The following is a 13,616-nucleotide window of genomic DNA, read 5'->3' as shown; positions in this document are numbered from 1 at the left end:
AAGTAAACTCACCCCTCTTTCTATATTAAAGATAGTCTATACCATTCCATATTTTATTTGCAAAACTCTCCCCGTATAAATCATTCTCCACATTTAGTAAATGCAAAATAGTTTTTCCAATATCTGAATAGCTTTTTCTTATGCCAATATTTATACCGCTTTTTATTCTTTTACCATATATAAGTACTGGTATATATTCTCTAGAGTGATCTGTACTAACCGTTGTAGGATCACAGCCATGATCTGCAGTTAATATTAGTATATCTTCATCCCTCATAAAAGATATGATCTCAGGCATTCTATTGTCAAAATCCATCAACGCTTGAGCATACCCCTGAACATCATTTCTATGACCATAAAGCATGTCAAATTCAACCAAATTTGTAAAAATAATACCCCTGTTATCTTTCTTCATGAATTCTAAGGTTTTATCCACACCATCCATATTGTTTTTTATATGAACTGCCTCTGTTATACCTCTTTTATTATATATATCTTCAATTTTACCTACAGCAATAACATCCAAACCTTTTTCTTTCATATAATCCAACATAGTTTTATCAAAGGGATCTAGCGCAAAATCTTTTCTATTAGGTGTTCTTGTAAATTCGCCAACTTTGCCAATAAAAGGCCTAGCAATTATTCTACCTATTGCCTTCTCCCCTATAAACATTTCTCTTGCTATCGAACACATTTTATATAGTTTTTCCAACGGAATTATCTCTTCATGAGCAGCTATTTGAAAAACACTATCGGCAGAGGTATATACTATTGGATATCCAGTTTTTATATGCTCTTCTCCTAATTCCTTTATTATCTCTGTCCCGGAAGCTACCTTATTACCAATTATTTTTCTACCTATTTTATTTTCAAACTCTTTAATAATATCTTCTGGAAATCCATTTGGATAAGTGTTAAGAGGCTTTCTTAATACTGAGCCTGCAATTTCCCAGTGACCTGTTACCGTGTCTTTACCAATAGATAGTTCTGCACATTTTCCAAAGGCACCTGTTGGCTGTTCGACATCAACAATATTTTTTATACCTGTTATATTACCGAGACCTATATTCTCCATATTAGGCAACCTTATTCCACCAACAGCCCTTGATATATTTCCTAAAGTATCACTCCCCACATCACCATAATCCTTCGCATCTGGAAGTTCCCCTATACCTACACTATCAAGTACGATTAATATAATCCTTCTCTTCATACTTACCTTCCCTTCATATGTTACTAAGATTCTTATGCCCTGGGATGAGATTTCTTATACACCTCTGCAATTTTATTCTTTCTGGAAATGCTAGAGTATATCTGTGTGGCAGACATATCTTTATGTCCTAAAAGTTCTTGAACTGATTTTATATCTGCTCCATTCTGTAAAAGATGTACCGCAAAAGAATGTCTAAGTGTAAAGGCATTGATATTTGTATCTATATGGGCTTCGTCTGCATAATACTTAATTATTTTCCAAAATCCCTGTCTAGTCATTTGAACACCCTTTAAATTTAAGAAAAGTAAATCCAAATTATAAATATTTATCTTTGGCCTTATTCTTAAATATTCTTCAAGACATTTTACCGCAAAAGACCCTATAGGTATTATCCTTTCCTGATTTTTTGAACCCTTACACTTAATATAAGATAATTTTAAATTTATATCATATATTGTTAAATTCAAAAGTTCTGTTACTTTCATTCCTGTGGCATACACAACCTCAAGCATAGCTTTATCTCTTATACCTTTATTTATGCTTAAACTTGGTGCAGAAAGCAACTTGTCTACCTCTTCAATCGTCAAAATCTTCGGTATATTATGTTTAATTTTAGGTATTTCATAATCTACAACAGGATTTTCATTAATAATACCTTTTTTCATAAGATATTTATAAAAATTTCTTAAGGAAACTATATTTCTCACAATAGATGATGCAGCCTTTCCTTCCTTTTGCAAATATTGAACATAGGCCATAACTGAAACTATTTCAATTTCTGTTATTTTCTCTTTTCTTTGTTTTATAAAATTATTAAACCTACTAATATCTCTTACATACGCATCTAATGTATTTTTACTTACGTGCTTCTTTTCCAACTCTTCAATATACTTTAATAAAAGGTTACTCATAGTTTTCTCCTACCCTTTTAAGCATTTTATTCAGATCTAATCCAATAGTCAATTGCTTATTTTTTTATCATTTATAATAAACTTCACTTTATAGTATTATTATAGTCTTAAAAATCATTAAAAACAGTTATATATTTATAAATAATATCTAAATTCTTATTAACAATATTATTAACAAGTATACTATTATCGTAAACATTAGGTTTACTTATAAAGTAATATAAAATATAGTCTAGAACTTTTGGTAATAACAATCCAAAAAATATAAGAATCAAAAAACACTTTAATAGTACTATTATAAAATCACCAAATTCTTTATCTATACTCATAATATACCACATCCAATACTTGCTACTATAAATTTGATCATATTAGGAGTAATATAAGCTTCCATGAAAAATCCAATAAACATAAGGATCACTACTATCATAAATGAAAAAGAATAGGAAGTAATCCTGACCCATATATTTGATGTCCATTGTCTATTAGCCCTGTCTCTAAGTATTGTCAAAGAAAATTCCATAGCAAGCACAGATGCAAATATTATGCAGGGAATATATATAATATTTTGAGGTAATACACCTAGAAGTGAAAACCACATACCTTTAATACCCATGCCGTTTATTATAAAACTTATACTAAAACCTATAGTAAATCCCTTTATTATATCTATTATTAATATAACTGGAATTCCTATCATAGTAAGTCCAAGAAACCATACAACTAATAGAATAGGTATATTACTTTTAATTGTTTCAATAAGAATAGATTTATAATTTATACCACCAGAGTTAATAGTAGTACTGAAATTTTTAAGATAACTTAAAAGATCACTCTTTTCAAAACCACCCATGTATCTAACACTGTATATTCCCATTACTATTCCGGTACAAACACACAAAAGACTTACTACGTAAAGCCAAAAGTTATTTTCTACATGCTTATTCATAAGAGCTAATATTTTGTTTTCTGACATAATTTCATCCCCCTTTTGTTTACCCACCTTTTAAATATTTATGACTAACAAAAGAGTTATATGACTGACTTATATCATCATAAAAGCACTTATGGTTTTAGAATCTATTATTTCCCCGTTTTTTATCATTTCTTTTATCTTATCTATTTTTATTTCTCTTATATTTATAAATTCATCTTCATCACCTAAGCCATCTTGACCTTTATACAATCCCTTAGCCATATATATGTATATATATTCATCACAGAATCCTGGACTTGAAACAATCTTACCTAAATATTTAAATTCTTTAGCTTTATAACCTGTTTCTTCTTCCAATTCTCTTATACCGCATAGCTCTATATCTTCACCTTTTTCAAGCTTACCTGCTGGTAATTCCAAAAGAATTTTTTCTATAGGTTTTCTAAACTGTTCTACTAATATAACAGTATTCTCATCCTTATAGGCTAATATAGCTACCCCACCAGGATGATTTACAACTTCTCTACTTGCTCTTCTTCCATTAGGTAATTCAACAGTATGTAAATTTACATCAATAATTTTTCCTTTAAATATATTTTTAGTCTCTACAGTTTTTTCAGTAAAATCCATTATGTTATACCTCCAGATATTATTGGTTTAAGCGATAATATTAATCTACTTTTTAATTTAATAATAATTTTATACTTTCAACCTTTAGTTGTCAATTAAAGGAACCTTTTTCATCTTAGTATTTTTCATAAAATTCTAAACTATTTTTCTTTGCGTTAATTACAAATAGAAAAATATCTATATTATAAAATACGAACAATTTTACAATATAGATATTTATATAATAATTTATAAATCCCCCTAGTATATAAGACCTAGGGGGGCTATATTAAATTGTTTAACATATATTATTTATTTATCGATAATTGTTCATCTATTTTTTGTACAATTCTCTTATAATCTCTTATAATCTCTTTTAGCTCCTCTTCTTTATCAGTATCATCTGTAAGTTTATCTCTAAGATCATTAATTCTACTTATTATTAAGTTTTCTATGTTTTTGATTTCTTCTATTTCTAAATCTATTATCATGTTATCACCTTCCTTGTTTAATAGTATGTCATTAAACGTTATTCTAGTATTCAAAAAAGTCTTCTTATTCATATTTAACGAATAAGAAGACTTCAATTCGATGTACTAACTTACTTTATTTTTGAGTCTTAACTTATCCGCTACCATTGCAATAAATTCTGAGTTTGTTGGCTTACCTTTATCATTATGTATTGTATAGCCAAATATCTTATTTATTGTTTCAACTTGGCCTCTTGACCAAGCCACTTCAATCGCATGTCTTATCGCTCTTTCCACTCTACTTGCTGTAGTATTATATTGCTTAGCTATTGAAGGATATAATTCTTTTGTAACTGCAGATAAAAGTTCCATATTATTAACAACCATAGTTATTGCTTCTCTTAAATACATATATCCTTTAATATGTGCAGGAACTCCTATTTCATGAATAATATTTGTTATTTCTTGCTCTAAATTTGTAGGTTCAGTCTTAGTAAATTTTATTTCTGTTGTATCAATTATTGCTACAGTTTTCCTTGTCTCATCTCCACTGCTTATAGTGTTATTAAACATTTGTCTTATCCTTTTGGTAAACACATCCATATCAAAAGGCTTCACTACATAGTAATCTGCTCCCAGTGTAATAGCTCTTTGGGTAATTTTATCCTGACCAACTGCAGAAAGAACTATTATTCTTGGCATAGGACTTATATTCATACTATTTAATCTCTCTAAAACTCCAAGACCATCAAGATGCGGCATTATAATATCTAATACTACTAAATCCGGCTTCTTTTCTTCTATAAGCTTTAAAGCTTCTATTCCATCTTTTGCAATTCCTGTAACCACGATATCTCTCTGATTTAAAAGGTAATCATTTAGAATATTACAAAACTCTTTGTTATCATCTGCAATAATTACACTTATTTTTGATTCTTCCATATTTATTACTCCCCTTTATCTTATTAATTCCCATATCTTAACAAATAATAAATTCGACAAAAGAAGTTTAATTCCTTCTTATGAGAAAATTTTTTTTGATATATTTTCAAATTTAAAAGATAGCATATTTTATGCTATCTTTATATTATACAATGATTTACCTTTAATTTACCATAGTTTTTGTATTTATTTTAATTTTTTATGACATTTTTCCATTTTATGATAATAAGTCTTTACTAATAAGCTATTTTGATAAAATGTTTGCATCCTTTAACATCCACTCTATATATATTCCATAACCTACATCAGGCTTATTTATTAATACATGTGTTACTGCTCCGACTATTTTGTTATCCTGTATTATAGGACTACCACTCATCCCTTGAACAATTCCTCCAGTTTTTTCCAAAAGTTTTTGATCAGTTACTCTTATAACCATACTTTTAGGCCCTGGATTATCTTGCGCCAAGAGTTTTTCTATTTGTATATCATAAAACTTAGGCTCTTCTCCATCTATTGTAGTTAAAATTTTGGCAGGTCCTTCTTTTATTTCATTTCTCAGTGCCACTTTCATAGGCTTACTAGATTTATTAGTCAATTTAGTTTCAGTTTTCCCAAATATACCACATTCCGTATTTTTTTGTATTTGACCTAATGTATCTTCTTCGTTAACAAATATACCTTTTAATTCTCCTGGACTTCCTCTTAAGCCCTTTTTAACTGATATAATAGATGACGATATTATTTCACCTGAATTTATATTCAAAATAGTACCTGTATCCACATCTGTAATAGGATGACCTAAAGCTGCAAAAATACCACTTCTTTCATCATAAAAAGTCAATGTTCCAACCCCAGCTGTAGAATCCCTTATCCATAACCCTACTTTGTATTTATTATCATCTGAACTCTTTACAGGTTTTATTACTGTCTCTATTTGTTCGCCTTTTCTCTCGATTAATACCTTTAAATTCTTACCTTCACAGTTATTAATTTCATTTTGGGTTTGCTCTGAATTTTTCATTGTTAACCCATTTATTTTTATAATATTATCACCTATTTGTATACCCGCTATAGCAGCAGGACTAGTTATTTTACCACCATCTGTTTTTATATCCGATAAAGCTACTACCAAGACTCCTTTTGTACTTAATTTTACTCCAATTGGTTGACCTCCTGGATATAAAACTACATCATTACTTACTGATTTTATAGACACAGATTTTATAGGAAAAACGCCTAATACATTTACACTTGCTTTTCTATCCTTTTCAACTTTATTTATTAGATTTTTATTTTGTCTTTGCTCACAAACCTTAACCAAGGTATCTGATTTTATATTTTGACCTTCTCTTATAAATATAGTTGTTGGTATATTTTGCACTTTATAATAGGCAACTAATGTAATCAACAGGATAGGAATTATTATCCAGCACATCATACTTTTTATTCTTTTTCCCATGCTTTAACCTCCTGTCTTTATTGCATTTTCATATATTTAAGTTGCCCTTCAAAAACTTTTATTATGCTAATATATACTTTCAATTAAAGTTAATACTTTGATTTAAAAACTAAATTTATGTTAATCATAAACTTTTAGTAATACACATAGTTTGCATCATTTCTAAGAAATTAATTACAATTTTAAAAATAATTTTTTAAAATTTACCACAAAAAAACAAAAGACTGGAAAATCACAGTCTTTTTTAATTTCATACTTTATTTACCTTTTTAGAATCGGCCATATTAATCAACTCTTTTGCATGTTCAAGTGTAAGTCTTGTAACTTCAGAGCCACCTATCATTCTAGCTATTTCATATTCTTTTTCTTCTCTATTCATTTCTCTAACTCTAGTGTAGGTTTTTTCGTCCTTAATCTCCTTCGATACCCAATAATGTACATCAGATATACAAGCAATTTGCGGAAGATGAGTAACACAAAATACTTGATGCTTGTTTGATATGGAATACATTTTTTCAGCTACAGCCTGAGCTATTCTACCACTAATTCCAGTATCTATTTCATCGAATATAACTGTAGGTATTTGATCTTTATCTACAAATACGGTCTTTAAAGCTAACATTATTCTTGAAAGTTCTCCTCCTGATACAACCTTTTCCAACGGTTTTAGTGGTTCTCCAGGATTTGTAGATATAACAAATTGTACTTTATTCATACCATTATGAGTAAATTTATCTTCTAAGTCTACATTTATCTTAAATAAACTTTTTTCAAGTCCAACAAAGTCTAGTTCATTTTTTATTTTTATCTCTAATTTTTCTGCTATTTTACATCTCTCAATATGTAATTTTTCACCCTCAATTTTTAATTCTTCTTTTAGTTTACCTTTTTCTTTTTTAATTTTTCTACTATTTCACTACTATTTACTAATTCTTCATATTGAGCTTTAATTTTATCTTTATACTGAATAATTTCCTTAATAGTTTTACCATATTTCTTTTTAAATCCATTTATTTGATAGATTCTGCTGTTTATAAACTCTAATTCTTTTTCATCATAATAAATATTATCTTTAATATTTCTTATTTGCTCTATATTTCCTTCTATATTATAATAGGCCTCTTGAAGAGAATTGCATATTTCCTTTACCTTTGGTAAATTACTCTGTACTAATGCAAGTTCTTTTATGACAATACCTAGACTATCGTAAATAGAGGCTGTATCTTCATCTCCACTATACAGATTCATATAGCACCCTGTTAGGGTTTTATTTATTTTTTCTGCATTAGAAAGCATTTTATACTTTTCTTCTAATTCTTCTTCTTCACTTTCTTTTAAATTAGCAGTATTAATTTCATCAATCTGGTATTTTAAAAAATCCGAAAGTTTTTCTTTATCTCCATTTTTTCCCAATAATTCATCTATCTTATTTTTTACTATATTTAACTTATCATACTTTTCTTTATAGTTATTTAGTATTTTTTTTATGTTATCTTCGCCATAATAATCAACATATAAAATATGATTTTCAGCCATAAGTAAATTTTGATTTTCATGCTGTCCATGAATGTCTAGCAAAGTGCTGCTTATCAATTTTAGAGTGGATAATAATATTGATTTTCCATTAACTTTTGCAATACTTTTACCAGTTTGAAAGGTTTCTCTACTTATTATAATTAAATCTTCTAATTCTACGTCTAATTCTCTAAGAATTTCTATTGTCTTAGGGTTTTCAACGGTAAAAATAGCCTCTACAAAAGTTTTATCTTCTCCTGTCCTTATCAAGTCCTTATTAAATTTACTTCCAAGCACGAAGTTTATAGCATCTATAAGTATTGATTTACCTGCTCCTGTTTCACCTGAAAGTACATTAAAACCTTTATGAAAAGATATAGTCAAGTTCTCTATTAATGCAAAGTTTTTTATATTTAACTGAAGAAGCATATATTAAAAGCCTCCCACTATGAAATCATTTTTTTCATTTTTCTAGTTATAGTTTGAGCTTTTTCATTATCTCTTGCTAATACAAATATAGTGTTATCTCCTGCTATAGTTCCTGCTATCCCATCAAAATTCAGCGAATCAATAGCTTCTGCTGCAGCTGAAGCTGAACCAGATATGGTTTTTAAAATTACGAACTTATCCACATTTTCAACACCAATTACAGTTTGAGAAAAAATATTAACAAGCTTGTTTGATAGAAAGTTTTCAGTATGCATTATAGTTGCATATTTATATTTACCATTTTCTGACAAAACCTTTATAAGCTTTAGTTCTTTTATATCCCTAGAAACTGTAGCTTGTGTAATATTCATGCCACTTTTTCTAAGTTCATCTGCAAGTTCTTCCTGTGTTTCTATATCCTTAGAGTTTATAATTTCAAGTATTTTAGCATGTCTTGTTACCTTCATATACTTCACCTTCACATTCCTTTGCCCTATACGTAATTTTTTTCTTAACGTGGTAAAATAGTCATTTTCAGCGAACTTTATCAATTTACATTTGTATTTTGATCTAAAAATATTTATCACATTAGCACTATCCGTTTCTATCCATTCTTGACCATCCGCTGATAGAAAAACAATTTCATTATCTCTTCTAACTTTTACAGCTATCTTACTTTTCCCGTCTAATACTATAGTTCTTGATGCAGGAGACTGTGAATACATTGGTGTTAACGCCAATGTATCAAGTTCGGGATGTATTATAGGTCCTCCTGCAGCTAAATTATAAGCAGTAGATCCAGTTGAGGTACATACCATAATGCCGTCTGCATCAAAGGTATTATAAAACTTATCATTAATAAACACTTCATACTTCTGTATTCTTGAGGAAAGTGCCTTATATATTACTACATCATTTAAGCCACAGTAATTTCTTGTTTCTCCTCCCTCATGATAACTACATTCAACCATTGTTCTTTCTTCAATGCTGTATTTTCCATCAAAAAGATTTTCAATTGCAACATCGATATTGGTATTATCTACCTGTGCCAAGAATCCTAAATGTCCCATATTTATACCTAGAATAGGTACACTGTGCTTGTGCATATGTCTTAAAGTATTTAATATAGTACCATCGCCGCCTAATACTATTATTACATCTAGCTTAGAACTCTCTATTTCGTTTAACCCCATACAATCTTCATAAACTCTAATATTAATATCAGTATTTTTCTTTCTAATTGTTTCAATTACAATATCCACCATTTTTTTATTTGGATCTTTTGTCGTATTCACATTAATACCTATGTTTTTCATAGTGCCTCCCCATTTAGCTCATGATGCGCTAAGTTAACCTTGTTATCAATATCCTCTCGTTTAAAACTTTCACCAAAATCTTTCTCCTTAGTAAAATAAACCAAATATTCCATATTACCCTCCGGGCCTTTTATAGGTGAATAATCCAGATCAATAATCTTAACATTGGATTCTGTTAAAAAATCTATAATTCCGCATATAACCTCTTTATGTACTGATTTCTCTCTGACTACACCCTTTTTCCCTACTTTCTCTCTTCCTGCCTCAAATTGTGGTTTTATCAAAGCCATTACTCTTCCTTTTTCATTGAGTAGATTTAAAACAGTAGGTACTACTTTTTTTAGAGATATGAAAGATACATCTATGCTAGCAAAATCTCCATATTCACCTATATCCTCTGGAGTAACATATCTTACATTTGTTCTTTCCATGCACACTACTCTTGGATCAATTCTAAGCTTCCATGCAAACTGGCCATATCCAACATCTATAGAAAAAACCTTTTTTGCTCCATTTTGAAGCATACAATCTGTAAAACCTCCAGTAGAGGCACCTATGTCAAAACATACTTTATCCTTCAAGTCTATATTAAAATTTTTGACAGCTTTCTGAAGCTTTAATCCTCCTCGACTTACAAATGGTAATTCCTCACCTTTAAACTCAATATTGGAACTTTCTTTAACCTTTTCCCCACACTTATCAAATCTTTGACCATCTATAAATATTTGTCCTGCCATTATACTTGCTCTAGCTCTCTCTCTAGAAGTAAAAATACCCTTTTTAACTAATAGAATGTCTAACCTATCTTTTGTTTCTGACATAGTAAACTCCTTCACACTTAAACTATTTTCAATATGCTTTTTATAATTCCCTCTGGATCTAAACCATATAATTTATATAAAATATCGGTTTTTCCATGTGGTATAAATTCATCTTTAAATCCAAGATTTAATATTTTTACTTTCTTATCTAAAGAATTTACGTACTCAAGTATATAAGAACCTAAACCTCCACGTAGTACATTATCCTCTATAGTTACTAAATTAACTTCTTCCTCAACTAAATCTTCCAGCAACTTTTTATCTAGTGGTTTTATAAAACAGGCATTTATAACTCTAACATTGATTCCACTCTTTTTTAACTTTTCTTTTACTAATAGTGCATGTTGAACCATTTTCCCCTGTGCAATTAGAGCTATTTTACCTTCTCCATGTAATACTTCCCAACTTCCAGGCTTGAAGTTTTTTATAGGCTCTAATTGTAGGCCAGCATTATCTCCACCCCTTGGATATCTTATAGCTATAGGACAATTTTGGTTAACTGCCCACTTAAACATATATTTAAGTTCCGGTATACACTTAGGTGACATAACTGTCATATTTGGCATATGGGTTAAATATGATAAATCAAAGACACCCTGATGGGTTTCTCCATCATCGCCAACTATACCAGCTCTATCTATGGCAAATATAACAGGAAGCTTCTGTATGCAAATATCATGTAGAATTTGATCATAAGCCCTTTGAAGGAAAGTAGAGTACACTGCAAAAATAGGTTTTAACCCTTCTTTAGACATACCAGCGGCTAGTGTTACAGCATGCTGTTCTGCAATTCCAACATCGAAAAACCTATCAGGAAACCTTTCAGCAAATTTATTAAAACCTGTTCCATCTCTCATAGCAGCTGTTATGCCTACTATACTATTATTCTCTTCAGCAAGCTCTATAATCTCATCTCCAAAGGCTTTTGAATAAGTATCACAGGAAGTGACACACAATTCACCACTATCACAATGGAAAGGTCCTATTCCATGAAATTTCCCTGGATTTTTTTCTGCGAATTCATACCCTTTTCCTTTTTTAGTTATTACATGTAATATAACTGGCCCTTTAATATTTTTTGCTCTATCTAGTACTTCTGTTACTTCTTTTATATTATGCCCATCAATAGGTCCTAGGTACTTTATGCCCATATCCTCAAAAAACATTCCTGGTACTAACATTTGTTTTATACCATTCTTTATTCTTTCAAGATATTTTGCCATACCTTTCCCTATATTAGGAATCCTTTTTATAGTACTTTCTATTTCCTCTTTAAATTTATTGTATTTAGGATCTATTCTTAATTTACTTAAATATGTAGATAACCCACCTACATTTCTTCCAATAGACATCTGATTGTCATTTAATATTATAATAAGTTTAGTTTTTCTATAACCAACATCATTTAATGCTTCTAATGCCATTCCTCCAGTTAAAGCTCCATCACCTATTACAGCTACTACTTCTGAATTTTCATTTCTTAAATCTCTAGCTCTTGCCATACCAAGGGCTGCTGATATGGACGTACTGCTGTGACCGGTTTCAAAGAAATCATATATACTTTCAGATCTCTTTGGAAATCCGCTTAAACCTCCAAATTGCCTAAGAGTCTCAAACTTATCTTTTCTTCCTGTAAGTATTTTATGAATATATGCTTGATGTCCTACATCCCAAATGAGCTTATCTTTATTTAAATCAAGCACATCAAATAGGCTTAATGTAAGTTCTACTACTCCCAAATTAGACGCAAGATGTCCTCCTGTTTTAGAAACCTTATCTATTAAAAACAATCTTATTTCTTTTGCTAACTGTTCTTTTTCTTTAATTGACATATTCTTTATATCATTGATATTTTTATAATTATCCAACAAATTAGACATTCTCATCTATCCTTTTAAAAAATATAATAAAAGCTACTAATACATTGACTTTCTTTAGTAGCATATCAGATAAAAGAGAAATACTTCAGCAAATTACTATTGATAAAATAATAATTTACTGTTCAGTATTACTCTTTTTATTATTCCATTTAGACTTGCTTATAAAGTCATAATATTTTCATTATAATATTATTTTTCTCTGTTTAGTAGAAATAATGTGATATCCTTTAATTTAGAATTATCACCTTTTAAAGTATCTAAAACTTCTAGACATTCCCCAATTAATGAGTTACACATTTCTATACACTTATTTAGTCCATAAGTTGTAATAAAAGTAGTCTTATTATTATCTAAATCACTTTTTGCTTTTTTACCCAGTACCTCTGTATCTCCAACTATGTCTAAAATATCATCTTTTATTTGAAAAGCTAATCCAAGCTTTTGTCCGTAATAATCTAAATTTTTTATTTCTATTTCTGGTGCTTGAGCGGATATTGCCCCTGCAAGTATTGCAGCTTTTATTAATGCACCTGTTTTTTTACTATGCATATAGTAGAGCTGATCTATTGGTATTTTAGTATTTTCACTTAATATATCAACAGTCTGCCCTCCTATCATTCCCTCTACTCCTGAACTTTCTGCAATCATTCTACAGGCCTTAATTGCACTTCTATCCTTCTCCATACAATATTTAAACATTATATTCATGGCTTCATTTAAAAGTCCATCTCCTGCTAATACTGCAATGGCCTCACCAAATACTTTATGATTTGTAGGTTTTCCTCTTCTTAAATCATCATTATCCATACATGGTAAATCATCATGTATTAAAGAATAGGTATGGATCATTTCTAATGCTGCTGCTACTGGCAAAACTTCCTTATAGTCTTCTTTATAAAGCATATAAGTAAGTATAAAAAGTAATGGCCTTATTCTTTTTCCACCAGCATTTAAACTATAGGACATAGCTTCATAAACTTTTTTATTATATGATCCTTTGTTTTTAAAATACTCGTCAAGCCAATTATCAATTTCTGTCCTTAACCCCTCTACTGTGATTTCATTTTTCTTATTCATATCACATTTCTCCATTCATAATTAATACCAAAAT

At 29.5% G+C, this 13,616-nt stretch carries 12 protein-coding genes and 2 pseudogenes; all 14 read right to left on the bottom strand.

Annotated elements, in window-relative coordinates; translation table 11 throughout:
* Positions 1 to 25 precede the first annotated feature (25 nt).
* Positions 26 to 1,213 (bottom strand): phosphopentomutase, encoded by a 1,188-nt coding sequence (locus CLMAG_RS06205; protein ID WP_066619451.1) that lies wholly within the window; start codon positions 1,211 to 1,213, stop codon positions 26 to 28.
* Between the two features lie 32 nt (positions 1,214 to 1,245).
* Positions 1,246 to 2,124 carry a site-specific tyrosine recombinase XerD gene (gene xerD / locus CLMAG_RS06200; protein WP_066619448.1) on the bottom strand — a complete coding sequence of 293 codons (879 nt, stop codon included), beginning with the start codon at positions 2,122 to 2,124 and terminating at the stop codon, positions 1,246 to 1,248.
* 107 nt (positions 2,125 to 2,231) lie between these two features.
* Complete coding sequence (locus CLMAG_RS06195; RefSeq protein WP_066619445.1) at positions 2,232 to 2,453, bottom strand: endonuclease III; 222 nt, start codon at positions 2,451 to 2,453, stop codon at positions 2,232 to 2,234.
* Positions 2,450 to 3,100, bottom strand: coding sequence for a stage II sporulation protein M (spoIIM, locus tag CLMAG_RS06190; RefSeq protein ID WP_066619443.1), 651 nt, complete (start codon positions 3,098 to 3,100; stop codon positions 2,450 to 2,452). Before spoIIM ends, CLMAG_RS06195 begins: the two co-directional genes overlap by 4 nt.
* 69 nt (positions 3,101 to 3,169) lie before the next feature.
* Entirely contained in the window at positions 3,170 to 3,691 is a 522-nt protein-coding gene (locus tag CLMAG_RS06185) for an NUDIX hydrolase (RefSeq protein ID WP_066619441.1), read from the bottom strand.
* A gap of 287 nt (positions 3,692 to 3,978) precedes the next feature.
* On the bottom strand, positions 3,979 to 4,215 hold the full coding sequence (locus CLMAG_RS06180) for a hypothetical protein (RefSeq protein ID WP_242872937.1): 237 nt from the start codon (positions 4,213 to 4,215) through the stop codon (positions 3,979 to 3,981).
* A 51-nt stretch (positions 4,216 to 4,266) separates the two neighbouring features.
* Complete coding sequence (gene spo0A, locus CLMAG_RS06175) at positions 4,267 to 5,082, bottom strand: sporulation transcription factor Spo0A (protein ID WP_066619436.1); 816 nt, start codon at positions 5,080 to 5,082, stop codon at positions 4,267 to 4,269.
* A gap of 244 nt (positions 5,083 to 5,326) precedes the next feature.
* Positions 5,327 to 6,544 carry a SpoIVB peptidase gene (spoIVB, locus tag CLMAG_RS06170; RefSeq protein WP_066619434.1) on the bottom strand — a complete coding sequence of 406 codons (1,218 nt, stop codon included), beginning with the start codon at positions 6,542 to 6,544 and terminating at the stop codon, positions 5,327 to 5,329.
* Between the two features lie 250 nt (positions 6,545 to 6,794).
* Positions 6,795 to 8,488: pseudogene (gene recN, locus CLMAG_RS06165) on the bottom strand (DNA repair protein RecN).
* 17 nt (positions 8,489 to 8,505) lie between these two features.
* A complete protein-coding gene (locus CLMAG_RS31510) occupies positions 8,506 to 8,955 on the bottom strand; it encodes an arginine repressor (RefSeq protein ID WP_066619432.1) in 450 nt (149 codons plus the stop codon).
* Positions 8,933 to 9,804 (bottom strand): annotated as a pseudogene (locus CLMAG_RS31505) (NAD(+)/NADH kinase). The gene CLMAG_RS31510 and the pseudogene CLMAG_RS31505 overlap by 23 nt, the downstream one beginning before the upstream one ends.
* Positions 9,801 to 10,640 carry a TlyA family RNA methyltransferase gene (locus CLMAG_RS06150; protein WP_423231059.1) on the bottom strand — a complete coding sequence of 280 codons (840 nt, stop codon included), beginning with the start codon at positions 10,638 to 10,640 and terminating at the stop codon, positions 9,801 to 9,803. The pseudogene CLMAG_RS31505 and the gene CLMAG_RS06150 overlap by 4 nt, the downstream one beginning before the upstream one ends.
* A 2-nt stretch (positions 10,641 to 10,642) precedes the next feature.
* A complete protein-coding gene (dxs, locus tag CLMAG_RS06145) occupies positions 10,643 to 12,505 on the bottom strand; it encodes a 1-deoxy-D-xylulose-5-phosphate synthase (protein ID WP_066619428.1) in 1,863 nt (620 codons plus the stop codon).
* 189 nt (positions 12,506 to 12,694) lie between these two features.
* Positions 12,695 to 13,582 carry a polyprenyl synthetase family protein gene (locus tag CLMAG_RS06140; protein WP_066619426.1) on the bottom strand — a complete coding sequence of 296 codons (888 nt, stop codon included), beginning with the start codon at positions 13,580 to 13,582 and terminating at the stop codon, positions 12,695 to 12,697.
* Between the last annotated feature and the right edge of the window lie 34 nt (positions 13,583 to 13,616).

Origin of the sequence: Clostridium magnum DSM 2767 (assembly GCF_001623875.1) — a bacterium.
GTDB classification, from domain to species: domain Bacteria; phylum Bacillota; class Clostridia; order Clostridiales; family Clostridiaceae; genus Clostridium_AM; species Clostridium_AM magnum.
Note: the sequence above shows the minus strand (reverse complement) of the source record. Positions and strands in the feature narration are given on the sequence as shown.